This is a genomic window from Psychrobacter sp. Arc29 (assembly GCF_041431175.1).
Taxonomy (GTDB): Bacteria; Pseudomonadota; Gammaproteobacteria; order Pseudomonadales; family Moraxellaceae; genus Psychrobacter.
Genome location: NZ_JASMRR010000003.1, coordinates 62,880 through 88,142, shown reverse-complemented (window position 1 = coordinate 88,142; position 25,263 = coordinate 62,880). Strand labels below are relative to the sequence as shown.

The following is a 25,263-nucleotide window of genomic DNA, read 5'->3' as shown; positions in this document are numbered from 1 at the left end:
GATTGGTAATGATAGTTAGATTTACAGTGATACCGATGTATTAACAGATTGTATTAAATATATAACAGCAACTTTACTGACTTTTGTTATAACTTACAACTAAAAATTAATCTTTACTATTAAACAATCAACAACATAGCGCGCTCATTTCAGGGTATAATAGCCCTCCTTTAATCCGACAGTTATTGTAAAAATATTTGAGTATTCATCTGTTTTATGGTATAAATGTCGGCTTTAAAATTTTCTGAATTGGTCAGCCTGTTATTTGCCTTTAGATAACAGCAAAACCAGCTCAACCTTCATATAGTTTTGTTTGGTGCAAAGCTGCCGCTTGCTGTGTCCATGCCGCAAAAACGTGCAACTTGCCCAGACTGGTATGAGAAAAACTCATACCTCATAGATTAGGAGTTCGCCATGTCTCGAGTTTGCCAAGTGACTGGAAAGCGCCCTATGGTGGGTAATAATGTTTCGCATGCAAACAACAAAACCCGTCGTCGCTTTCTACCAAACCTTCACAACCATCGTTTTTGGGTAGAGTCTGAAAACCGCTTTGTACGTCTACGTGTGTCTACCAAAGGTATGCGCATCATTGACAAACTTGGTATCGATAAAGTGTTAGCGGATCTACGCGCACAAGGTCAAAAAGTTTAAGTTAAAGATAGCAGCTAGGTGATGACTCTCATCATTTAGGCTGCTGTTTTGCTACATTAATTGTGGCAACTCACTCTTTGAGACACGTACCTATCGTTTGAAGACCCCTCATTTACAGGAAAGCTATCATGAGAGATAAAATTAAATTAGTATCAACAGCTGGTACTGGGTATTACTACACCACTACTAAAAACAAGCGCACCATGCCTGGCAAAATGGAAATCAAAAAGTTTGATCCAAAAGTACGCCAGCACGTGATCTTTAAAGAAGCTAAAATCAAATAATCTCCATTTTATAAATGGTATTATTTGAACAAAAAAAAAGGGTTTATCAATTGATAAACCCTTTTTTTATGGCTTTAGTTTCATGTTGCTAAGCTATATCTTCAGTTATTCGCCTTAACTAGTGCTCAAAAATTAGCTGTAGTGTGTTGGTTCTTTATCATATACATGCGCATGCCACTTGCTCATTTGCTTTTGCATAATGACCTGAATCGCAGCATGAATCATGTGTTGACCAATGGCTTGAGTATCACTACCAAGTAGTTCTTTTAGCTTGTCAGAAAAATCAATAGTCATCAGCGGTGCTTCATCTTGTTCAGCATCGCGTAACAACAATCTGCCATCATCTGCTTCCACCAACTCTAACGTGGTTTCTTTGGCAAATCCTGCAAATTGATCGCTATTCTCGTTATCTACTTCTATATCATTATCGATATCGTATGGCATTAATGTGTTCCTTATTATCCCGTTTAGTACTGGTAGAGAAACTAGTCATTGCAAAGCAGTTATTTATTGAAAACAAACTCATTCGGCAAATCTATCATCTTACAGTAACGCGGGTAAATCTGTCTTACTCATACAATGGACGCTTTAACACTAGAATTCAAGGGCTATCACATAAGTCTTCACTATAAAAACAAATTTGAATACCTTGCAATAAGGACATATTAGCGCCAATAGCGCAGTTTCGCTAACGTAAATAAGAAAGCAACGAACATCCCAAGGTAATAGACCAGCTTTAGCTCAAGGGTGGGATCACGGTATTTAAAAGGCAGAGCAACAGTCGCCGTTGCAGTCGGAAGTATCAATAACATCAGCAGCCAGTTCTCAATAACATTGAGCCAACCCTGTAAATCTGTCCCGTTACGCAGTGAAGCGAGCCCCATCAAAAGACAAGCTATGATTAAGCTAGTAAACAGGCCATTTGGTAAATCTTTTGGATAGATAATTTTGGCAATACTGGCCGGTACAATTCGCATATAAAATTCCAGCCATGCTTACAAAGCAAGGCTTAACGATTAAAAAGGTATAAAAAATAGCTTATAAAAATATTACGACACTATATTTATGAATAGATACTATCTTTGTGCTAAAGCATTTAACTATAAGTACCCATCAGCCATAGCATCGATATACAAGAGGTCAAATAGCCCAAACTAATGGCATTCCAACTTTCGATATGCAGGCCTTTGACTTTATTGAGTATGCGAGAACCCACCCAAAAAAATAGCGGAATACCTAACATGAACGCAGGCACAATGACCGCAGCATGGCGCAGCACTGTTCCGACATCATCACCCACCATTAGGCGAAAGCCATAACCTGCCAAGCTCAGTACCAGTGCAAACATAGCCATACCAATGGTAATGCCTTTGGGCACCAAACTACGTTGCGGTGTTTCACTTCTTGACTGCTTAGCCTGCTGATTCAACACTTCATGAGAGTTTGCTTGCTCAGAAGGCTCTGCCGAACTGCTAGAATTTTTTGTGTCCATATTTCACCTTTACGTGACTGACCGTTATCTATAGTTGATTCAATTCAAAAGAGATACAAGGCAACTGAGTGCAGATGTATATATGATACTTCAAGCGATGTTAACGCTGTAGCTCTTTTATAGAGGATTAACTATATAGTCATAAGTTATACAGCACATTTTAATAGTATTGTTGGATGGCTAATAACGTTTATTAACCATCCAACACTTGCTAGCTGTTGTTTGCTAATAACAACTCTGCGCGCATCTCATCAATAGCGGCTTTATAGTCTTTTTGGTTAAATATCGCAGAACCGGCTACAAACATATCTGCACCCGCTTCAGCAATCGCACGGATATTGCTGGCTTTAACACCACCATCAACTTCCAATCGAATATCTCGACCACTAGTAATGATACGCTGACGTACCTGGCGGACTTTATCTAAAGTACTATCGATAAACGACTGTCCACCATAGCCTGGGTTCACACTCATCAATAAAATCTGATCTACTTTATCCATGACATAATCAAGATAATGTAAAGGGGTCGCTGGGTTCAATACCAAACCGCACTCTGCACCGCCATCTTTGATAAGTTGAAGTGAGCGATCGATATGCGAGCTGGCCTCTGGATGAAAGGTAATGATACTCGCCCCTGCTTCCAAAAACTGCTCAATCATACTATCAACAGGGGAAACCATCAAATGGACATCGATTGGCGCTTCAACCCCATAGTCACGCAATGCCTTACAAATCATGCTACCAAACGTCAAATTGGGTACGTAATGGTTGTCCATCACATCAAAATGAATCACATCGGCACCCGACTCTAGTACCTTTTCCACTTCTTCGCCCAACCGCGCGAAATCAGCTGAGAGTATCGATGGGGCAATAAGATAAGGTTTAGCAGGACTATTCATAATTGGGCTACCTAATTCATGTTTATATAAGATATTGATAAATTAAAAAGAAAATTCCAAGCGGCTCACATATGCTGAGAGCCTTTGACATATTGATGCTAAATACTTAGTTGTTTAGCGCTGCTTGTATTGGGTCTTACAATAAGCACGACCAACTTCAAAAGAGCGCTTTGCCTCATGCTTGGTAGCGCGATTACTCACGCGCTGACGCCATAAGCGAAACGATGACGGCTTTAGCTCTTGGCGCATGAGTTTGATAACCGCAGTCTCATCGAGACCATAGCTGTGCTCTATCGCACCGAATGGCGTTCTATCTTCCCATGCCATTTCTATCACGCGAGATATTTGTATCTCATCAAGTACTCTATCGCCCGCATCGTTGACAGTTTTTGCAATCAGCTCGTCTGACTTCATCTGAGATAATTGGTCATTATCAGTCGTAGTACGTTGTTTTTTTGCCAAAGCGGCATCCATATCAGCCTGCATAGTAGCCTTTGTAGCGCTAGTATCTGCTGACTTATTCTTTGAATTAGAAGCTGTCAAATCTTGATAACTTGCCATAAAAATCACCTGTTGAGCATGAATAAGATCGTTAAAAATGTATCACGGTCGTCCGCACGGTATCTTAACTCAGTTGAGCCATATGCCAATGATGCTCGATATGATCGCTCATCATGCTTTGTATAAAATAATAGCTGTGATCATGTCCAGCGTGATAACGTAGTGTCAATGGCTGCTTGGCTTTTTCGCAGGCCTCTTGGAGTTTTGACGTCTGCAGGTGGCCCTCTAAGAAAAATTCATCAGCACCGCCTTGATCCACCAAAATACTGACATACTGCTGGCCTGCGCGTGCAACGACTTTTGAGGCATCAAAGTGTTCCCACAGGGCTTTGTCATCGCCGAAATACTCGGTGTATGCTTGTTGCCCCCATGATGACTCACTGGCTGCACACACAGGCGACATGGCTGAGACACTAATAAACTTACTGGGGTGTTTGAAGCCTAATAACAATGACCCGTGCCCGCCCATTGAGTGTCCCATGATACCCATATTGATAATTGGGAACTCTGCACGTAGCAAATCATACAACTCATCAACGATATAGGTTTCCATATTGAAATGCTGCGTCCATGGTGCTTGAGTGGCATCTACATAATAACCTGCACCTTGACCAACAAAATAGCGCTCATCATCAGCCACATCGATATCAGCATGGCTACGTGGAGAGGTATCAGGCGCAATAAAAATAATACCAAGCTCACTACATTTTTGTTGAAAGTGCCCTTTATGCGTCACATTGTCCGCGTTACACGTCAGACCCGATAGATATAATATCGCAGGACAACGTCTCCCAGCTAACGCTTCGTCAGGCAAATAAATACTGAACGTCATTGGAGACTGGGTGGCTTTTGATTCATGGCTATAATAATGCTGCTCACCATTAAAACAGCGATTCACACTTTTTTGCGTAAGCTGCTTATTGTTAGACAAACTATGACTATAAGAATTCTGCATGAGTGATATCCTTTTTATTCAAAAAACCAACGATAGCGTTTAATAAGTGCTCGTTATTTGATACTAGCATTTGTCAGTTACTAGATCATTTCTCATATTTATTCGGCAGCTGTATCTACTTCGCCTACTGATAGATTAGTAGTAGTTTCAGGTAAAACATTGACGGTTGTAGAAGCAGTATTATTCGTAATACTCGCAACTGAAGGACGCGCTTTATCAAACAGCACTTGCTCAAACGCAGGTAAGGCGGTTTCCATCAAACTACCGATTACCATCTGCGGTTCTGATGGCTCAAACCCCATTGCGCTCTCACGCTCATTGACACGTATACGAGCATCCTTGAAAGCTGACTCAAAACTGGTATTTCCTCGCAAGCTTTCAGCAAAAAATGCTTGACCAAAATACGTCATCTCAGCGGTATTGGTACAGCCAAACGATGCCTTATCAGCGGCTGATGCCGTTATCACCACTGTGGTCGGAGATGCCAGTTCATCGATGAATGAACCCGAATAACAGGCAGACACCACAATCACACGCCAGCGAATACCCGAGGCATCCAGCGCTTCACGAAGCCATGCAGCATCTAGATTGTCCATCGCGATTGGCGGATTCGCTAACTGAACGATATCCTGATTACCATGTGAAGACAACGTCAAAAACAACACATCTTCATCCGCATTCATCTGCTGACCGATCTTCTTTAAGCCGCGTAAAATGCTGGTTTTGGTCGCAATCGGCTCGTCCATCCAACTATACGTATTGTTAATCAAAGACAGCGAGTGCCCGCTGGTCCCAAAACGCACATCAAACAGCTCACGTACTTTATTGATCTCAGAACGAAAGACGTTTTGACCAGAGAACCCTGCCACACCCATAAAGTACCAGTCGGTTTTGCCATCGATACTTGGGTCTATACTATTCAATGCTTGCTGTAATAAACGGGGCTGCTCATATAGTGCCGCCTCTTCTAACACAGGCTCTACCGGAATTTGCTTAAAAATAGGCTGATCAGCGACATTGCGTTGCCAGATCGTCAACAATGCCACGGCACCAACTAGAATAATAATTCGCTCCCACCATGGTATGCGCAGGCGACGAGAAAAAATCCATAGCAAAGCGAGCGTCTGCCATAAAAACAATACCAAAAATAGTATGGGTAAAAACGAATAACTCCACTCAGGTAACCAGCCATAGCTACCAAAAAACTGTACCAAGCTCTGCAATAATGCAGATAAGGTATCAGCAACCAACCAAAGAACAACAGGCACAAAAACCAGTGTCTGATTGCTCGCTCGCCGTGCCAAAATAATACCACTTAATAAAATAATCATCGGCCAGATCAAATAACTGACCAAGCCTTGCTCATTGAACGTACTGCTACTTTCAGCCGCTAACCACGAAAATAGGACGTTGCTACCAAGTGCCAATAAGGCAAATACAGCAAACTGTATAAAGGTGGGCTTTACCCAAGAAAACGCCCGAGTTGAACCCACCAACATCCACAAAGTTGCGATAATATTGGCAGCGAAATTAAGCGAAAAACGCTGGAGCGATACGGTTTTTAACGACGTAAGTGACAAAGACTTAGACCTCTAGCCAGTCGAGAAAAATAAAATGACCCAATGATAACTATCATGATGTCGTCGCCGCTTGATGTAATCGACTTACGATTTTTTCACGGCTGTAGACATCTATTTATATTGAATTCACGATGGAATGTTTATCGAAGATGACTAGCACTGCCTAATAGTTTAGCTCGCTAATCTATCGCGATTGTAACGGATTGTCGGTTAAGAGGATAAGGATGATTTGTAAAATTCATTCAAATATGACCATAAACCTCAATAAAAAAGGAGGCCTTGAGACAAGACCTCCTTTTACATCAATTATCAGACATTATCTCATCAATAGCTCATTAACGCGCTTTAGATAAGCGGCTGGATCTTCTAACTGACCGCCATCTGCTAACAACGCTTGATCAAAAATGACTTGCGCCAAATCATCAAACTGCTCGCTGCTCTCAAGCTTCTTGATGAGTGGATGATCAGGATTGACCTCTAGCGTTGGCTTACTTGCTGGTACATCCTGACCCATTTGCTGTAGCATCTGAATCATTTGCGGTGATAGTTCGCCTTCACCAACGACCAAGCAAGCAGGGCTATCAACCAAACGTGTTGAAACTTTGACATCTTTAGCACGCTCACCTAACGCAGTTTTAAGCTTATCAACGATAGGCTTTAAAGTTTCTTCGGCCTTCTCTGCTTCGGCTTTTTCTGCTTCATCCTGCAAATCGCCTAGATCTACGGCACCTTTGGCGATGTTTTGTAGCGGCGTCTCATCGAATGAGGTTAAGAAATTCATTGCCCATTCATCAACACGGCTGGTCATCAAAATAACCTCGATGCCTTTTTTCTTAAACAGCTCAAGTTGCGGGCTGTTTTTTGCTGCAGCTAGATTATCAGCGGTGAGGTAATAGATGGCTTTTTGGCCTTCTTTCATACGGCCTTTATAGTCTTCAAAGCTAGTCTCAAGGCCATCTTGCGTGCTGGTGGCATAACGCAATAGCTTAGCAATACGTTCTTTATTACCAGCGTCCTCGCCTAGACCTTCTTTAATGACATCGCCGAACTCTGCATAGAACTGGGCAAATTTTTCTTGCTTGTCACTGTCTTCGCTATTGGCAAGGCTGGCCAGCAAAGTCAAGATACGGCGAGCGTTACCATCACGGATAGATTTTACATCGCGCGACTCTTGTAGTAGCTCACGACTCACGTTCAATGGCAAGTCTGCTGAATCGATGACCCCTTTCACAAAACGCAAATACATCGGTAGCAATTGCTCAGCTTCGTCCATAATAAAGACGCGCTTCACATACAGCTTTAGACCGTGCTGCTGCTCGCGAGTGTATAGATCCATCGGTGCTTTTTTAGGGATGTATAGTAGCTGTGTATACTGTACGCGGCCTTCGACACGGTTATGCGTCCAAGTAAGCGGCCCATCCATGTCATAAGAGATGTTTTTGTAAAAATCGACATACTCATCATCTTCAATTTCAGAGCTAGAGCGAGTCCATAGTGCACTGGCTTTATTGATAGTTTCCCACTCATCAGTGAGTACCATTTCGCCACCAGCAGGCGTGTCATCATTTTCGTCTTCTTTTACATTTTCTTGCCAGATCTCTTTACGCATCTGAATTGGCAAGCTGATATGGTCAGAGTATTTATTAACCAAGCGCTTAATTTTGCTGCGATCTAGGTAGTTATCTTCGCCCTCGCTATATTCTTCTTTTAGATGCAAAGTAATCGCCGTGCCGCGCGTGTCTTTGGTAATAGGCTCAACGGTAAAGCTACCAGTACCATCTGACACCCAGCGCACGCCTTTATCAGCAGGCTCACCCGCTTTGCGCGATTCAACGCTGATAGTATCAGCCACGATGAAACCAGAGTAGAAACCAACACCAAATTGACCAATCAATTGACCGTCTTGCTTTTGTGACTCAGACAATTTGTCCAAAAATGCCCTGGTGCCTGACTTAGCAATTGTACCTAAATTTTCGATGGCATCGGCTTCATTCATACCAATACCGTTGTCGGTAAAGGTAATGGTTTTAGCTTCCTCATCGACAGCAATGCGGATTTTTAATTCGCCATCATCTTCATAAAGGCTATCATCATTGGTCGCTTCAAAGCGCAGCTTATCGCAAGCATCCGACGCGTTAGATACGAGCTCACGGACAAAAATATCAGCGTTAGAATATAGTGAATGCGTGACCAAATGCAGTAACTGCGCCACTTCCGCTTCAAACGTATGTTTTTTTAATTCTGGATTCAGACCTTCAGCTTGAGTTGCTTCACTCATAAAAACTCCTTTAAATTCTATGAAAGACCTATTATCAGATAACGATATACTCACTAAGGCCGCTCTCATAATGTTAGAGAACCTGCCGTATGTGATACCGTTAAACTGTCTATACTAATAGGGGCATTGAGAAAAAATTCAAGCTCAAAAGCCCTATTCAATAAAAAACACCGCGCTTGTTTACCAAGGCGGTGTTCTGGTATTGATCATTTTTTAGCGTAAGAACAAAAGCTAACCACTATTCTGAATAAACCTCTATCAATAACTCCCAAATAGTCGTCAATTTTTTTGAAAATTGAGTATGTGCTTTCATAGTAACCTCTATGTCAATTGATATCGTTTGGTTGGTGATATCTTCTTAGTTACTATTAAAACCATTTCTCCAATATTTGTATAATTAATTGATTACAACATATCGTTTCGTTTTCCAAAATCACTAAATAGTTGATTCTTTCTCTTTTAACGTGGCATCGGGCGAATGGTGAGAATCTGTTCGCTACGACCGAACGGCCCGTATATATCGTGCAATACTGCACTGGTCAACCCAATACCATCATCGCCATATTGTTGTACGGCTTCAATACCCAACCAACGACCTTTCGGAGCGCGATGCATATGGATTTGCAAATCCGTATTAGGGAACATCCATTCTAACTTAGACAACCCAAGACCCAGTCTGGGTACAACACCATTGGCAGTATCGACCATACCTAATAGATGCACCAAATCATCCGTTGGCGCGCCTTCCACCATATCAGCATCATTGGTAATCCATACCATGCCGCGTCCGGGACGACGATCCTCTGTCGCCACCAGACGTACGCTCTCAATAAAACCGCCCGGCCAACCTTTCATATCTTCCCAAACGGGCAACTCTTCAGGTTTATATTTTGCTGGTTGATCTTCAAGTCCGGCAATCTCGCTGGTATCTTGCGTAATGAGTCGCCATGCTCTTGCAATGATGGCATCACGGCCTCGGCTGCTCATAACCGCTTCAATCAATTCAATAGTCTTACCTGGTCGGATGCAGCGAGTAGTAATGGTAAAATTATCGAGCGGTATCAGGCCTAAGATATCAAGACTGACACGAGCAATACGGGTATTGGCTTGCGGCGCAAAGTTATTAATCTCAGCTGTCAGAAGACCTGTTGCTGGTGCCATATGCTGCTCGTGCTCATTCCAAGCGCCTTGTGCATGCTTGGTTGGCTGGTAATGCGCCACACTGACGCCGTCCTCTGGCTGTTCGCGTTTGATAAATTTGTAATAAGCAGTCATAGCTATTCTATATTTCCTATATTTGGCACTTTCACCTGTATTTTTTATTTATGCTTGTACTTGCTATTTATGGGTAAGCTCTTGTTTTTTTAGTATGAGAATACCGCGAGCTTTTTGTATGAAGAACAGTAAGCAAATCATTATGACTGCGAGTACGGCGTAAAGAACGCTTTTTTCTGCCATAAACTTCATGATATTCATGAACAGTACAAAGACCACTGCTACCATGACGAGCATATTGAGTTTCAGTTGCTTGTTCACTTCAGCGAGCGTGGCTTCTGCCAATACAAATCTGGCTTTTGGTTCTTTCATGCGAGCTTATCCATATAAACGATGATTCATATAAATACGAGGGCGCGTCCTAATTACTTACCAACTTGGGTGACAGGAATCCGCAAGGCTTTCGGCAAACTAAACGTTACGTTTTCTTCAATACCGGATAGCTCACTAGGCAGATCGCCACCCCAGTCCTGCAACTGTTGCAACACTTCTTGAATGAGTACTTCTGGCGCTGAGGCACCAGCGGTCACACCGATACTCTGCACGCCATCCAACCAACGCTTGTCCATCTCACTAGCGTTATCGATTAGATACGCACGGCAATTCATACGCTCTGCTAGCTCGCGCAGACGATTAGAGTTTGAAGAGTTTGGTGAACCAACCACCAAGACAACTTCGCAACGACTGGCCAAATCTTTTACCGCATCTTGGCGGTTTTGGGTGGCATAACAGATGTCATCTTTGCGGGGACCTTGAATACTAGGGAATTTTTCACGCAGTGCATCAATCACGCGAGCCGTATCATCCATCGACAGGGTCGTTTGAGTCACAAATGCCAAGCGTTCGGCATTTTCCACAGTTAGAGCAGCAACATCAGCTTCATCTTCCACTAAATGGATTTGCCCACCGTTTTTTGCATTAAATCGACCCATAGTGCCTTCGACCTCCGGATGTCCGGCATGTCCTATCAATACCGCATCCATACCGTCTTGTGCAAATTTTGCCACTTCAATGTGTACTTTAGTAACCAAAGGGCAAGTGGCATCAAATACAGTAATATCACGGCGGCCAGCTTCATCTTCGACTGCTTTAGAGACGCCGTGAGCAGAGAAAATCACCACAGACCCGTCCGGTACTTCGTGAAGCTCTTCAACAAACACCGCACCTCGATTGGCCAAATCCGACACCACAAATTTATTATGTACAACTTCATGACGGACATAGATGGGTGGCTCAAAACGTGTTAGTGCTTCATTAACAATCGCAATCGCACGGTCCACACCAGCACAAAATCCACGGGGATTGGCAAGATAAATTTGCATAAAAAGGCCTATCGTCGGATAATTTATATCTAAAGCTTATATGTAAAAGCTTTGATTCAAAAGTTGAGGCAAAATCAATGCTCTACTTTAGCATAATTTGATTTTATTGCCCTCAAAAATAGCAGTGCGCTCATTGTAATATGTCATGTGCAACTATCAGCATGCCAACTACATATTGCAAAACCCGCTTTATCTCACATAAAAGCAGTTTATAATGACGCAACTATTATGATTTCTATCGCCATACATGATGGCTTTTTTTCTTTTTTCCAGTCTCTACCCATGACTGAATCATCTTTTAGTCTGTTACTAAGACACATTTTACTAGCACATATTCTCTTAGGATAAATTGTATGACAGGTTCATTATTCATTGTTACTGCCGCTTCAGGTACTGGCAAGACCTCACTGGTTAAGCAACTGCTTGCTACGACTAACGACTTAACTGTCAGTATCTCACATACGACTCGCACTCCGCGCCCAGGCGAGATTGATGGTCAGCACTATCATTTTACAGATACTGATAGTTTTACCAATGGTATCAATGCGGGTCTATTTTTAGAGCATGCAGAAGTATTTGGTAACTATTATGGCACGTCAGAGGAAAGTGTACGTACCCAGCTAGCGGCGGGTATTGACGTTATTTTGGAGATTGACTGGCAAGGGGCGACGCAAATTAGAAATATCTTTGCTGATGCCATTATGATTTTCATTCTACCACCTAGTATTGCTACATTGCGCCAACGTCTCTCAACCCGTGCGCAGGATTCTGTAGAAGTGATAGAGCGCCGTCTAGCTGGCGCGGTCACCGAAATGGCACAATATGTGAATGCTGACTATGTGGTAATCAATGATAATTTTGACGTAGCCTTAGCTGAACTAAAAGCGATTATCGTGGCGGATAGACAAACCCTTAGCCGTCAGCAACAACGTTATCATCGTACGATTAGCAACTTGCTAAATAAGCAAGTAGAAGAGTAAACTAAGCTACAATGTTCGTCAGTTGCTTATCTAATAAGTAGATATAAAAAGCAACTACGCGACTTGGCAAAAAATGCTATAATATTTAGCTATCCCCCTTTATGTATTTGATATTATTTTTATTGAGTGGCGGGCAAGGTCCGTGGCTAATAAAAACAACCGAGGTAGCTATTTATGGCACGAGTGACGATTGAAGATTGTTTGGATAATGTTGATAATCGCTTTGAGCTGATTTTGGTCGCAAGCAAACGCGCCCGCCAATTGGCCAAAGGTATTGCCGAGCCGTTGGTTGATGTCGATAATGACAAGCCTACAGTATTGGCGTTACGTGAAATTGCCGCTGGCAAAATCACCCGCGACATTCTAAATCAACCAGAGCATAACTTTGCAACGAGCTCACTTGATTTGGCATTGTCAGGCGATCATAGCTTCTAAGAAGCTATTTTTGATAAGGTTTGTTTTACCAAGTCTTTGAAGCTGATAATGGCTTTATAAGATAAACATGACCTTTATTGATAACAAAGACCACAGCATAGGCTGTGGTTTTTTGGTTGTAACTGTATTGTATTTGCTGTTTTGATAGCCATTTATCTATCAAAATAGCCCACTGAGTCAAATTTTTTCATCGCCTACTCGCTTATCAGTTGACATTGAATGCGATTTGCGATTAATTAGAGAATGGCCTATCCCTACTTAAATTTCGTATGGTTGGTCAATATTCAGTCACCATTCACTGCTTACTTCGATCCAGGATCAAGTCAGTCAGTCATGGAAAATAGGATCGTCATTTATGAGTCAAACCCTACCCAAACTCAGTCATCATCTCGTCGATGACGCTCAATATAACTTGCTGCGTTCAGTCGGTTATCTCACTGCTGCTGAGCGCCGTGACATTGTTGATGCCTGTGAGTTCGGTGATATTGCGCACATTAAAGACAAGCGTAAATCAGGGGAACCTTATATCACTCACCCTATCGCAGTGGCTGAGATACTGGCGGGCTTTCGCTTAGATCGAGATACGATTATTGCAGCGATTTTGCATGACACGGTCGAAGATACTGACGTGAGTGACGAGCAGCTCGAGCAGCGTTACGGCAAGATAGTGGCTAGGCTGGTCGATGGTGTGACGAAGCTAAAGTCATCATCTCACAATAAGCAGCAAAACAAAGCAGCGACCTTTCATAAAATCTTGACCGCCACACTCGCAGATCCACGTGTACTCATCATTAAGCTTGCTGACCGTCTGCATAATATGTCTACGCTTGATGCCGTACGCCCTGAAAAACAACGTACGACAGCACAAGAAACATTAGATTTTTATGTGCCATTTGCACGCTTGATGGGGCTTAATGATATCGCCGATTATATTGAGGTGCTGTGTTATCGCAACCTTGATTCTGATATGTACAACAAGATATCTGACAAGCTGCTACAGCATGGGCTTGGACGTAATTTCCAAAGAGAAGCCATTCATCGTTATCTGAGTATTGTGCTTAATAATTTGGGACTCAACGGACTGGTCAAAGTATTAGACAACCGCGTGGTTATTTACCGTCAGTTTTTCCGCAATCGCGGAGAAATCAACACGCTGCTACGACACTATGCATTTGAGATTGTCCTCGATAATATCGAAGCTTGCGACAAGTTGGCGTATTACCTTATTAAAAAGTATCAAATTGATGATACGCATATTGCGGATAACATTCGCAGGCCGTTACCAGGTGGCAATCAATCACTCACGCTCATTTATGAGCGCGACAACGATGTCGTAAAAGTGACGATCTTGACCAAGCAAATGCAAAGTGCTGCAAGGCTCGGTGTTATCGGTGCAGAGCATGCTTCTGATGTTAGCCAGTCAGTTATTCAAGCATCACTGCGTAACATGAAAGACTTGGTCGATGAAGACAACTTAAATGAAAATAGTCCTAACTTTTCGGCAGCGGTCTCGACTATTAATGAGTTAATGGATTATTTGCATTCAAGTAAGATTATTTGTTATAGCCCGCAAGGTCGTGCCTATGAGCTACCACAAGGAGCAACCGCACTAGACTTTGCTTACGCAGTCGGGCCTATGGTTGGTAACGTCGCTGTCGGTGCCAATATCGATGATAAAGCAGCAAAACTCGGTACCGTGGTAAAAAACGGACAGTCCGTTGAAATTGAGATAAACAGTCACTCAGAACCAAAAGCAGAATGGTTAGGATTTGTGGTGACCAACAAAGCGCGTGAAGAGATATTACGTTGGTTCAAAGATTTATCTACCGCTGACAAGCAGCATCATGGTCGTCAAGCGTTAGATCGTGCCCTTAAAACCTATCAAAAAACGCTCGATGACCTAACAGAGGATGATTGGAAAGACCTAACTGAATGGCGCGGTGTGACTGAAAAAAACGCCCTATTCGAACAAATAAGCTCCGGTACACTACTGCCACAGCTTGTAGTCACTCGTTTGTTTAACGATGAAGTCAGTGACGTGCAGGCAAAAGCGCACAATGAAGATATGACACAGCCACAGCAGCTGATCGCCAATGCCTCTGGGGTTGAGCTTGATTTTGCTAACTGCTGTCATCCAATCTATGGTGACCCTATCGTTGGGCATTTATCTCGGCACGGCTTGGTCGTTCATCGACACAAATGCTTTTCGCTTGACGACATTCGTAAGGACAATCCCTATCAGGTGATTCAACTACGTTGGCGTAGTGACAATGCTGTAAAACAAGGTGAAACAGACGAGCATGATATAAAAAATAGCGGCAAAATTCGTTTTCCTGCTTACTTAAAGCTGTCTATTGCGCTTAGCGATGAGCAAATCAGTGAAGTGATTTATCATCTGCGCCAGCTGCATATGGGGGTTGAGACCGTTGACGTGCGTAATAGTGATACTATCATCCACATCATCGTGCGCAGTCGTAATCACTTGGCTCAAGGCATTCGTGAGCTGCGCTCATTACTCGGCTTCCCTAACATCATACGGCTATATCAATTATAATAACCCTGTCTGCCTAGTAAACTCATTGTCTAGTCAGATTTGAACGCATCACACTGAGGTTTTGACAACCTCTAAAACAATAATAGGTACTGTTGCTGGTTAGTGAGCAGCAGACCAACCAATAAAATACGAAAAGGACATAATATGACTCGTCAAACGATCCAAACAGATAAAGCTCCAGCAGCTGTAGGCACTTACTCACAAGCCGTAAAAGTTGGCAACACTGTTTATATTTCAGGTCAGCTTGGTTTTGACCCTGAAACCATGGAATTAAGAGAAGGTTTTAAAGCACAGGCTGAGCAAGTATTTGAAAACATTAAAGCGATCTGTGAAGCGGCTGGTGGTAGCATCAACGATGTGGTTAAATTTAATGTGTCTTTGACTGATTTAAGTGACTTTGCAGTTTTAAACGAAGTATTTGTGGCGAACTTAAGTGAGCCATATCCTGCTCGTGCTGCCGTACAAGTCGCAGCCCTACCTAAAGGTGGCGTGGTCGAAATCGAATCTATCTTATATATTGACTAAAACTGATAGTAATTTTTGTTTATATAGTTCTATTATTTAGATAATCCTATAACTGTTAATCCATCATAAGCTTAGCATCATGCTAAGCTTATTGGTCTCTGCCTCTTTTTCTTTATTTCACATCAATATTAATCTGATAGAACTGCGAAGCCGTTTATGTTGGTACAAGTTGCGCTGCCCGTACCCCTTTATCGGGTGTTTGACTATAGCTTACCGGCGGATATGCTTGCTTCGCCAGACCGTCTGATGCCGCCAATTGGAAGCCGCGTTGAGGTTTCATTTGGTCGCCAAACCTTAATTGGTATCGTGATTGCTCATGTTTCTAAAGATGAGAGCGGTGTACCCATCAATAAAATCAAACCGATTAATAAGTGTTTGGATGCTGACCCTATTTTGGATCCCAGCATGCTCAAGCTGGCCTATTGGCTGGCGCGTTACTATCATTATCCACTCGGTGATGTCTTAGCCGTCATCCTGCCAAGCCTTGTCCGCCAAGGTAAGCCACTAGATCTGCTAATTACTCATTGGCGAATATTGCCGCATATCACGGATGATGATTTTCGTGCCAATGCAAAAAAGCAAAAGCAGCAGTTTGATATGCTAAAGCTACATGGTGAGCGCGGTGCTAGTGAAGATGTTTTGCTACTAGAAGGTATGCAGAGAGCATTTTTAAAAACGCTCGAAGACAAAGGTCTAATCGAGCGCTATATCCAAACCAAGCAAGCCCCTTCCCCCGTGAAATTGGCAAAAATGCCGCTTGATCTCAATGATGAGCAAAAACATGCCGTTGATGCCATTGTTGCTGCGCATGAATCTGAAATATATACTGGCTTTTTATTAAATGGTATTACTGGTAGCGGCAAAACTGAAGTCTACTTGCAAGCAATGCAGGCGATACTAGAAGCAGGCAAGCAGGTACTTATTTTAGTGCCAGAAATTGGTCTCACACCGCAGACACGTGCACGCTTTGCCAGTCGATTTGCCGCTCATATTGTTTTATTGCACTCAGGATTGACCGATACCCATCGTTTGCAAGGCTGGCAAGACTGCCGCACCGGTCATGCACAAATTATCATCGGTACGCGCTCAGCAGTGCTCTATCCATTTGCAGCATTGGGATTGATCGTCGTTGACGAAGCGCATGATGGCTCGTACAAACAGCAAGACACACTGCGTTATCATGCGGCTGATGTCGCACTCTATCGCGGCCTACAGCATAACATTCCAGTCATATTAGGTACGGCAACGCCTTCTCTTGAGCATCTAAAACTGGTCGAAGACGGCAAGCTAGTAGAGTGTCAACTATTGACTCGTCCCGGCAATGCCAAGCCTGCAACCATGCAACTGATTGATGCGCGCCTGCAAAGCACACACCAGCAAGCGCAAGATGATGGTGCTCGCTATGACACAGGGCTGACAGACTCAATGATCGGGGCAATCAAGCAAACGTTAGAAGCCGGCGATCAGGTATTGATATTTTTGAATCGTCGTGGCTATGCCCCTGTTTTATTGTGTGAGGCTTGCGGTTGGCAGGCAGATTGTCCCCGCTGTGACGCTCATTTGACCGTTCACTATAATAGTCAGGCGCAGCGCAGCGGCTATTCAGGTAGCTCTTATTTAAAATGCCACCATTGCGATTGGCAGGCTTATATTCCTACAGTATGCCCTGATTGTGGCAGTCAAAACCTAGATGCCAAAGGCATGGGTACTACCAGACTCAGCGAAAACCTGCATGCAATATTTGCCAATCCCCAAACCAGTAAAGAGCTCTATCCGATTATTCAAATTGACCGTGATACCACAAGGCGTAAAGACAGCTGGGAAAACATTTATCAGCAAATTAACCAGGGCAATCCTGCAATATTAGTCGGCACACAAATGGTTGCTAAAGGTCATCACTTTCCTAATGTGACGCTGGTCTGCTTACCCAATGCCGATCGCGGATTTTTATCGGCAGATTTTCGCTCACCAGAGCATACGGCACAGCTCATGATTCAGGTAGCAGGCCGTGCTGGTCGAGGCGACAAATCTGGTCGCGTATTGATCCAAACCCTACAGCCTGACAACGAGCTACTTTTAAAACTAGTCAAAGATGGCTACTTATCATTTGCCCGCGAGCTATTGCAAGAGCGTAAAATGATGGGCTTACCGCCTCACAGTCATGCCGCATTGATACGCTGTGAGGGCAAGACGCTGGCAGCCACTACTCAAGCGCTCAAAGATGCCATTGCTCATCTGCCAAGCGCCCATAATTTGGCTGTCCTCGGCCCGATTGACGCTCCGATGAGTAAAAAAAATAGCCGCTATCATGCACAGCTGCTGCTCTTAGCCAAAGACCGGCAGCAACTGCACCATATATTGCATCAATGGTGGCAGCCCGTACTTGCTTTACCAAGTGCTAAATATCTCAAGCTTACCTTAGACATTGACCCCGTTGGTTGGTAAAACCGACACTTATCATTCGTAGGTGTTTCGCATGGTGTTGTAGTCTTTGTGATTTTTGTCTCCTAATGATTTTTACTTCGTCGTTACAGCTTCTGATACTTGGCTATGTTAAATTTATAACCCTCATCAAATGATATGTGATCAAAATCTCACGTCTACTTGATCTACAATCGATACTGTTTACTTAACCTAGCTATTCGCTGAATGGAGTGCTGTTATGAATCAGAATAATCCAAACCCTGAAGAGCACAATCATCGTCATCAAAATGATAGCCATGATCACTCAAGTAACGATTATGACCGTAACAACACTCATAATCATGAGGACAGTCACGACCATGATGATCATTTAGAACAGCAGACAGCATCACGAGACACCAAGGGCTATCAGCGCACCTTGCTCTTTAGCTTTATTATTATCACCGGTTATATGTTTATTGAAGCTATCGGCGGCTGGCTCACTGGTAGCTTAGCGTTACTGTCCGATGCAGGGCATATGTTAAGCGATGCCATCGCGCTTGGCGCCACCCTAATGGCATTCAAAATTGGCGAAAAAGCAGCCACGCACCAAAAAACGTTTGGCTATAAGCGTTTTGAGATACTGGTCGCAACCCTTAATGGCGCTACGCTCGTCATTATCGCCTTGATGATTTTTTATGAAGCGATCAAACGCTTTAACTCTCCACCAGAAATCGCAACCCAAGGTATGCTGATCGTTGCCACTGTCGGTATGCTGGTCAATATCTTAGTTGCATGGCTCATGCACCGAGGCAGTCAAGGTGGAGAGTCACACGGGCACAATCATGATAGTAACGATGCCGCATTAACAGGAAAATCCGATAATAAAGAACCTGTCAATCTCAATATGCAAAGTGCTTATTTGCACGTACTGAGCGATCTACTGGGCTCTGTTGCTGCTATTATCGCTGCGCTGTTAATGATGGGATTTGGTTGGGTATGGGCAGATGCCGTGGCATCCGTGATTGTTGCGATTCTTATATTAGTCAGTGGGTACCGTGTCGTACGTGATTCTGTGCATATATTAATGGAAGGCACCCCTGCCAACATATCGCTAGTCAACGTTGAGCAAAAATTACTCGCACACCCTCAAGTACAAAAAGTCCATGACCTACACGTTTGGAGCATTACTAGCGGCTTGAACGCCCTATCTTGCCATGTGGTGGTCGATGGAGAAATGAGTATTCATGAGTCGAGTAGCCTCATTGCCAATCTTGAACAAAACCTATCAGCGCTCGGTATTCATCATGCGACTATTCAAGTAGAAAGCCTGTCACATCCACAAAACAGCTCACATAGTGAAGCTCTCGTTTGCGATATTGCGGGACAAGCACCTGCTGGTAACAGTCATATTGGGCATAATCACTAAAAGCAAATACCAGCGTTGATCGAAACCTGACCAATTATGGGTTATGTTTCATCAAATGATACAAATAAAGCAATATGTGCCAAATAATCCAAGTAGCCACCAATACCCAAAGACCGATACCAACTACGAGTAATGTCATTCTAATAGAAGTATCTAAACAGCCATTGCAGATATTTGGCAAATAGACTGAGCCCATGTTTGACATCATCAACAACCAAAACCCAAGTGCGAGTATGACTTCGGTACAAATGACGATAAAGGCTATTTTGCCAATAATTTTCAATGAGGCTCGCCACTTAGGACAGATCGTCAGTTCTGATGGATAGTTGCTCATAAAAGTCATTCTCAATAATCTAATTGGATATAAATCATTGTTGTCTTACATAGTATTAAAAATAAAAACCTATGAGCCAATAAAAAAAGAATATTTCACTTAAGTTTGCCTAAAACTTGTTTCTACGATTGTAATAGCATGTTAAAACTGATGAAAAACCCTATCTCTCGACCATATTTTTGATATAAATTCTGTATACTTAAGACTGACTACTCCTTTTCACGATCTATTGATGATATAAAATTATGTCTAGACGCTCAGCACCCTTTGTCGCCCCAGACTATATCGATGATCCTACGTCAAAAGACGGCAAAAAACACGCCAAAGTTTTGCTATCGACGTTGCAAGAGGACATTGCAAACTTTCGTCATGAGCAATTTCCGCCTGATATTTTGCGCCAGATTCGCGATATGCCTATCTATGAAGGCAACTTAGCAGAGGTACAGGCCTATCAGCAGCGCTGGCAAAATCTACTTGAGCGCGCCAAGGATTTTTATCCAGCGGCCAATATGCCACCTGATTATCTGCCGCTCCCAGCCAGCCTTGAGATACCGCAGTTTATCTACCATGTTCAGCGCCTACATTTAACCAAAACGCGAGCCAAGGAATCTAAAAGCTTTGGCTCAGTTGGTGCGCTGACTGATAAATGTGGACACTACACTGATGATGAAGTTGCTCGCATGACAGCGGTACTGGATAATGATGACGAAGCGCGTTTGGTCGCTCATCGTGAGTTTATTGATCTGCGCGCTTATGTCTTTTGCCGCGATAGCAAGGGTGAGATGCTAGAGCCTGAACGGGTACGTTTCTATCGTACTGGTCTTATCGTACATGCTTTGCCTGATTTTAAGATTGTCGATAGCAGGCAAACACCGCGCAAGCGCCGTAACGATGCTTATAACAATCCGCTTGCAGATAATGGTATTTGGAAGATTTATCGCAAAAAATAATGTATGTTGATGCTATATTTTTTCGTGATACTAATTTTAGTTATACCCGTTTTAAATTGCTTATTTTGTCCTAATTTCTGAGGATTCCAGATGTTCGCTGCCGCCGCCGGCTCACCAAATTTAATGTTACAAGCCACTATCTTTTTGGGAGCAGCGCTGCTCTTTGTTCCCCTTGGTAAACGCTTCGGTATTGCAACGGTTCTAGGCTACCTCATCACAGGGCTTATATTGGGTCCAAGCGGTTTGGATGTGGCGGGTGACGCTGAAAGCTTACTGCACTTCTCAGAGTTTGGCGTGGTCATGCTGCTGTTCATTATTGGTCTTGAGCTACAGCCCTCACGGCTTTGGGCGCTGCGCCGCTCTATATTCGTTCTTGGCGGTCTACAGGTTGGGCTGACTGGTACGCTATTGATGGGGCTATTGCACCATTTTTTCGCCTTACAGCTAGATACCGCTTTTATCGTTGGCTTTGGTTTGGCACTCTCCTCGACCGCTTTTGTACTGCAGATATTGACCGAAAAACAGCAGCTGTCGAGCACACATGGCCGCGAAGCTTTTACTATCTTGCTATTCCAAGACATTGCGGTTATTCCTTTATTAGCAGTCATTCCGTTCTTATCGGGAGTTCGTGAGCAAAGCTACGATTTACTGTACTTTGGGAAAGTATTCGCAGTCTTTGCTGGTCTTATTTTTGCCAGTCGTTATGTGGTTCGACCCTTCTTTAAATTTGTGGCCTCAAGCGGTGCTACAGAATTACTTACGGCGGTCGCGTTATTTATCGTCATGGGCGTGTCTATTTTGATGGGTCAAATTGGTCTATCAATGGCACTAGGTGCATTTTTGACGGGCGTGTTGTTAGCTGACTCTGAGTATCGACATGAGTTAGAGGCCAGTATCGAACCGTTTAAAGGATTGCTGTTGGGTCTATTTTTCATGTCAGTCGGTATGCTCACTGACGTGAAACTCATTTTGGCCAAGCCGATATTTATCATTGGCTGTGCCCTCGCCTTAATGTTTATCAAGTTTGCAGTGATTGCAGCCATCGCCAAAGTGTCAGGCAACCGCTGGCCAACCAGTATCAGATTGGGTGTTACCTTGGCGCAAGGCGGTGAGTTTGCCTTTGTTCTGTTCAGTGTCGCCACCGCCCAAAATGTCTTACGTCCTGAGCTTGCCAATACGCTGAACCTTGTCGTTACGATCTCAATGGCACTGACACCGCTGGCATTTTTATTATTAGAAAAAATAGGCGAACCATTATTTGCCAAACGCAAACCAAGTCGAGAATACGACACCATTCCTGATCATGAGCATCAGGTAATTATCGCAGGCTTTGGCCGAGTCGGTCAGATCATCGGTCGGGTGCTTCGTATGCATAATATTGAGTTCACAGCCATTGAACGTTCTGCCAACCGAGTAGATTTCGTGCGTAAATTTGGTAACCAGGTCTATTACGGCGACCCAAAAAACCCTGAGATTCTACGAGCTGCAGGTATTCAAAAGGCGCGTGTCTTTATTTTGGCAATCGATGACCTAGAGCGTTCTATCACCACTGCTCAGTACTTACGCAAAAACTATCCTGAGTTGATTGTATTAGCCAGAGCGCGTGATCGTCAGCATTATTACCGTTTGCGCGAAGTTGGTGTGCGTCACATTTGGCGTGAGACTTACTTGTCATCTTTAGACATGTCACGTGAGTCGCTACAGTTACTCGGTATCTCTCCAGAAAAAGCTCGAGAAACAGTGAAAACGTTCCGTGATTATGATGATGACCTGATTGAGCGTCAGCAAGCTATTTACGATGATGAAGCCAGCATGATTGAGTCTGCACAATCAGCGATGGCAGAGCTTGAAAGCCTATTTGATGAAGATATCGGCAAAGCGCGTAAGATGGATTTGACCGATTTCTACGAAGCCTTGAAGAGCCAAGCGACACCAGTTGATGAACCAGACGATACCGCAACAGACTCTAAACACTAGCAAAAACTAAATAGGTATAGCCCCTAGTCAGACAGGCAGTTTTTAGGGGCTTGTTTTTTATTTAGTGAGCTTGTGCAATCCCAGTTATCACTGTCTGGTATATGATAAAAAACCAATGTCTGCTCGTTCAGATAGCGGATTGGGAACGTCACATTTTGAATCGTTGCAATCACTGCACAGTCAGTCATTGGCACTCCAGCAGCTTGAGTATCGATATACATGCGCACCTGTTGATCCTCGGTACTGAGTGGCAAATCTACAGGACACTGCCCTGTCTGCTGATAAATCAACGCCACTCGGTTTTGGGCATTTTTGGCAATATCATAAGCATCAAATAAGACCTCATTTTCTTTTGGTTTTGCAATGATGGGTAAAAATTGGACCTTAATGACCAATAATGCAAAGGCAAAAAGACCAAACCCCAGTGCCAATCCAAATAAACTGACACCGCCTTCTTTTTTCAAATGTGCTTGTTGTGCCGCCTCATCTCGCGGATGATCATTAATCGCATCCGCGATTTCACGTCGCGCCATCCGGTAATAATATGCATCTGTCCAGCGTGCCACCAAAGCAGACCAAAACAACCAAATAATCGCAGCAATACCAATCCGCGTCGCCATTTGATAAACGTCTGGTACATAAGACATCGCCACAAACTCAAAGGCAACCAAGACAATGGCGACATTAAGCTGAATAAATGACCACCCTGCCACGCTATACACAATGGCATCCATATAGCGCTTGCGGTATAACAGCCAAGGAAAAGTAATAAAAAATGCGGCCCAATGCCATTTTGGCGACAGATAGCCTTGCTGATCAAACTGCTCAAAGCGCTTGAGATAATAGCGCTGAGTACGATCACCGATAAACCATTGATCCAGTTGCTTGCGCTTAGCAGGTGTTAATGACTCTTGATAAAACGGTGGCGGTGAATCCGTCTCAATAAATAGCATGGCAATACGCTCTACTGACTCTTAGAAAAAATATCTCTTAACGATGACTCTATGATAACGCTAAAACCCATATCTAGGATAGAGAAACGACAGAACTGAGCAGCAAACGCGCTAAAATAGGATTGTACGTTCACAGTTGTATGGATTTAACTTATAATGAGCCAACATCACCCACTTAATTAAGCCTTATAAATCCTATGAGTCAACATTCTGATATCAATAACACCATCAATAGTAATGATACTACTGATGAGCAAACCTCTAATAACACTAGTGCGCCTATCGATACGGATACAAACGCTATCCAAGAGATTGAACCTAGCTCTGACAAACACATTCGCATCGTTAATACGTTCATGAAGCGGCGCACGCATATGAACAAAAACGCCGAGCTAGCACTCACTGCTCCAGAGTTTTCTGAGTATCTGGTCAATAACAGTTTCGGCGATGGTGACCTTTCAGGTATTGATAACCTGCGAGCGCTGTTCGCTGATAGCTCGAATGGTTCTGACGCACCGCTGACCTTAGAGATTGGTTTTGGTTTGGGTGATTCATTTATCGAGATGGCAGCCGCAGACCCCGCGCGTAATTTTGTCGGTGTCGAAGTGCACGAGCCAGGTATTGGTAAATGCGCTTATATGGCAGGAACGCAAGACTTGAGCAATGTCAAAATCATCAATGGCGATGCTATTCAATTGCTGAAGCAACTACCAGAAAATCACATTGATCGTATTCAGCTATACTTCCCTGATCCATGGCAAAAGAAGCGTCATTACAAACGCCGTTTCGTCAGTCCTGAGCGTATGGCTATCGTTACGCGCAGTCTAAAACAAGGCGGCTGGTTTCATACAGCCACTGACTGGGAGCATTATGCATTTTGGATGGTTGAGGTATTGGATGGTTTTGCTGGATTGACCAATAAAGCAGGCGCGGGCAACTTCACCGACCGTCCTGACTTTCGTCCAATGACCAAGTTTGAGCGTCGCGGTCTTGAGCGTGGTCACGGAGTCTGGGATTTGATATATATCAAAGACTAACAAACACAATTTTGCTATCGATAATTTTGACAAAGCGGCTATTCTATTTAGCCGCTTTTTTATACCTGTTTATAAGCTTGCTATCACAGCAATAAATGTGCTTGGCGGGTCGTTTGTTGCTTTTATCTCGTCATACTCTTGACTTCAAAGCCCTATAGTATGGTAATACGTGGAAGAATCATAGATTGTAATTATGTGAAACATAGCGCCCAGAGCCTCATTTATCGATGAAAAATCATCTTTGACGTACAATATTGGAAGCTTGCAATATATGACCTATAGACGCAAGCATAGATACCATAAGGGCTTCGAGAGTTCTCCCCATAAGCTGTGGATAACCCTGTGTATAAGTCGCCACTTGACAACTATATACCTAGGAAACTTAAA

Annotated in this window: 24 protein-coding genes; 11 read left to right on the top strand and 13 right to left on the bottom strand. The window is 43.4% G+C overall.

Annotated elements, in window-relative coordinates; all coding sequences use genetic code 11:
• The first annotated feature begins 414 nt into the window (after positions 1 to 414).
• Together rpmB and rpmG are read left to right on the top strand one after the other, a co-directional pair.
• A complete protein-coding gene (gene rpmB, locus QO189_RS05420) occupies positions 415 to 651 on the top strand; it encodes a 50S ribosomal protein L28 (RefSeq protein WP_057761372.1) in 237 nt (78 codons plus the stop codon).
• A gap of 128 nt (positions 652 to 779) precedes the next feature.
• Complete coding sequence (gene rpmG / locus QO189_RS05415; protein ID WP_010201403.1) at positions 780 to 935, top strand: 50S ribosomal protein L33; 156 nt, start codon at positions 780 to 782, stop codon at positions 933 to 935.
• Between the two features lie 132 nt (positions 936 to 1,067).
• Here the strand turns inward: rpmG and QO189_RS05410 are convergent, their stop codons facing one another.
• The 11 genes from QO189_RS05410 to ispH form a co-directional block, all read right to left on the bottom strand.
• Entirely contained in the window at positions 1,068 to 1,379 is a 312-nt protein-coding gene (locus QO189_RS05410) for a hypothetical protein (protein ID WP_201548793.1), read from the bottom strand.
• A 221-nt stretch (positions 1,380 to 1,600) separates the two neighbouring features.
• Positions 1,601 to 1,912, bottom strand: a complete 312-nt coding sequence (locus tag QO189_RS05405) for a hypothetical protein (RefSeq protein ID WP_058024609.1) — start codon at positions 1,910 to 1,912, stop codon at positions 1,601 to 1,603.
• A gap of 119 nt (positions 1,913 to 2,031) precedes the next feature.
• On the bottom strand, positions 2,032 to 2,427 hold the full coding sequence (locus tag QO189_RS05400) for a hypothetical protein (RefSeq protein ID WP_371531858.1): 396 nt from the start codon (positions 2,425 to 2,427) through the stop codon (positions 2,032 to 2,034).
• 211 nt (positions 2,428 to 2,638) lie between these two features.
• Complete coding sequence (rpe, locus tag QO189_RS05395; protein WP_371531857.1) at positions 2,639 to 3,328, bottom strand: ribulose-phosphate 3-epimerase; 690 nt, start codon at positions 3,326 to 3,328, stop codon at positions 2,639 to 2,641.
• Positions 3,329 to 3,442: 114 nt separating this feature from the next.
• Positions 3,443 to 3,742 (bottom strand): TIGR03643 family protein, encoded by a 300-nt coding sequence (locus QO189_RS05390; RefSeq protein WP_371532047.1) that lies wholly within the window; start codon positions 3,740 to 3,742, stop codon positions 3,443 to 3,445.
• A 211-nt stretch (positions 3,743 to 3,953) separates the two neighbouring features.
• Entirely contained in the window at positions 3,954 to 4,844 is an 891-nt protein-coding gene (gene fghA, locus QO189_RS05385) for an S-formylglutathione hydrolase (protein WP_371531856.1), read from the bottom strand.
• Positions 4,845 to 4,942: 98 nt separating this feature from the next.
• Positions 4,943 to 6,424 carry a C13 family peptidase gene (locus QO189_RS05380; RefSeq protein WP_371531854.1) on the bottom strand — a complete coding sequence of 494 codons (1,482 nt, stop codon included), beginning with the start codon at positions 6,422 to 6,424 and terminating at the stop codon, positions 4,943 to 4,945.
• Between the two features lie 316 nt (positions 6,425 to 6,740).
• Positions 6,741 to 8,702, bottom strand: coding sequence for a molecular chaperone HtpG (htpG, locus tag QO189_RS05375; RefSeq protein WP_371531853.1), 1,962 nt, complete (start codon positions 8,700 to 8,702; stop codon positions 6,741 to 6,743).
• A gap of 459 nt (positions 8,703 to 9,161) precedes the next feature.
• Entirely contained in the window at positions 9,162 to 9,977 is an 816-nt protein-coding gene (locus QO189_RS05370; protein WP_371531852.1) for a thioesterase family protein, read from the bottom strand.
• A 63-nt stretch (positions 9,978 to 10,040) separates the two neighbouring features.
• Complete coding sequence (locus QO189_RS05365) at positions 10,041 to 10,289, bottom strand: hypothetical protein (RefSeq protein WP_371531851.1); 249 nt, start codon at positions 10,287 to 10,289, stop codon at positions 10,041 to 10,043.
• A gap of 53 nt (positions 10,290 to 10,342) precedes the next feature.
• Positions 10,343 to 11,299 carry a 4-hydroxy-3-methylbut-2-enyl diphosphate reductase gene (ispH, locus tag QO189_RS05360; protein WP_371531850.1) on the bottom strand — a complete coding sequence of 319 codons (957 nt, stop codon included), beginning with the start codon at positions 11,297 to 11,299 and terminating at the stop codon, positions 10,343 to 10,345.
• 353 nt (positions 11,300 to 11,652) lie between these two features.
• Between ispH and gmk the strand changes: the two genes are divergently transcribed.
• From gmk to QO189_RS05330, 6 genes are all read left to right on the top strand, one after another.
• On the top strand, positions 11,653 to 12,279 hold the full coding sequence (gene gmk / locus QO189_RS05355) for a guanylate kinase (RefSeq protein ID WP_371531849.1): 627 nt from the start codon (positions 11,653 to 11,655) through the stop codon (positions 12,277 to 12,279).
• Positions 12,280 to 12,453: 174 nt separating this feature from the next.
• Positions 12,454 to 12,714: a DNA-directed RNA polymerase subunit omega gene (rpoZ, locus tag QO189_RS05350; protein WP_057761396.1), complete on the top strand. Its 261-nt coding sequence runs from the start codon at positions 12,454 to 12,456 to the stop codon at positions 12,712 to 12,714.
• A 355-nt stretch (positions 12,715 to 13,069) separates the two neighbouring features.
• Positions 13,070 to 15,268 carry a bifunctional (p)ppGpp synthetase/guanosine-3',5'-bis(diphosphate) 3'-pyrophosphohydrolase gene (locus tag QO189_RS05345; protein ID WP_075107190.1) on the top strand — a complete coding sequence of 733 codons (2,199 nt, stop codon included), beginning with the start codon at positions 13,070 to 13,072 and terminating at the stop codon, positions 15,266 to 15,268.
• A gap of 144 nt (positions 15,269 to 15,412) precedes the next feature.
• On the top strand, positions 15,413 to 15,793 hold the full coding sequence (locus tag QO189_RS05340) for a RidA family protein (RefSeq protein WP_058024599.1): 381 nt from the start codon (positions 15,413 to 15,415) through the stop codon (positions 15,791 to 15,793).
• A gap of 156 nt (positions 15,794 to 15,949) precedes the next feature.
• Positions 15,950 to 18,238 (top strand): primosomal protein N', encoded by a 2,289-nt coding sequence (locus tag QO189_RS05335; protein ID WP_371531848.1) that lies wholly within the window; start codon positions 15,950 to 15,952, stop codon positions 18,236 to 18,238.
• A 217-nt stretch (positions 18,239 to 18,455) separates the two neighbouring features.
• A complete protein-coding gene (locus QO189_RS05330; RefSeq protein ID WP_371531847.1) occupies positions 18,456 to 19,625 on the top strand; it encodes a cation diffusion facilitator family transporter in 1,170 nt (389 codons plus the stop codon).
• A gap of 34 nt (positions 19,626 to 19,659) precedes the next feature.
• Here the strand turns inward: QO189_RS05330 and QO189_RS05325 are convergent, their stop codons facing one another.
• The gene (locus QO189_RS05325; RefSeq protein ID WP_371531846.1) at positions 19,660 to 19,959 is read right to left on the bottom strand and encodes a hypothetical protein; all 300 of its coding nucleotides are present in this window, start codon (positions 19,957 to 19,959) and stop codon (positions 19,660 to 19,662) included.
• A 245-nt stretch (positions 19,960 to 20,204) separates the two neighbouring features.
• Between QO189_RS05325 and QO189_RS05320 the strand changes: the two genes are divergently transcribed.
• Both QO189_RS05320 and QO189_RS05315 read left to right on the top strand, forming a co-directional pair.
• On the top strand, positions 20,205 to 20,909 hold the full coding sequence (locus QO189_RS05320) for a hypothetical protein (RefSeq protein WP_201598086.1): 705 nt from the start codon (positions 20,205 to 20,207) through the stop codon (positions 20,907 to 20,909).
• 90 nt (positions 20,910 to 20,999) lie between these two features.
• The gene (locus QO189_RS05315; RefSeq protein WP_371531845.1) at positions 21,000 to 22,886 is read left to right on the top strand and encodes a monovalent cation:proton antiporter-2 (CPA2) family protein; all 1,887 of its coding nucleotides are present in this window, start codon (positions 21,000 to 21,002) and stop codon (positions 22,884 to 22,886) included.
• A 23-nt stretch (positions 22,887 to 22,909) separates the two neighbouring features.
• Here QO189_RS05315 and QO189_RS05310 read toward each other — a convergent pair whose 3' ends face one another.
• Positions 22,910 to 23,839 (bottom strand): DUF2628 domain-containing protein, encoded by a 930-nt coding sequence (locus tag QO189_RS05310; protein ID WP_371531844.1) that lies wholly within the window; start codon positions 23,837 to 23,839, stop codon positions 22,910 to 22,912.
• Between the two features lie 197 nt (positions 23,840 to 24,036).
• Here QO189_RS05310 and trmB point away from each other — a divergent pair, with 197 nt between their 5' ends.
• On the top strand, positions 24,037 to 24,876 hold the full coding sequence (gene trmB / locus QO189_RS05305; RefSeq protein WP_371531843.1) for a tRNA (guanosine(46)-N7)-methyltransferase TrmB: 840 nt from the start codon (positions 24,037 to 24,039) through the stop codon (positions 24,874 to 24,876).
• Positions 24,877 to 25,263: the final 387 nt, after the last annotated feature.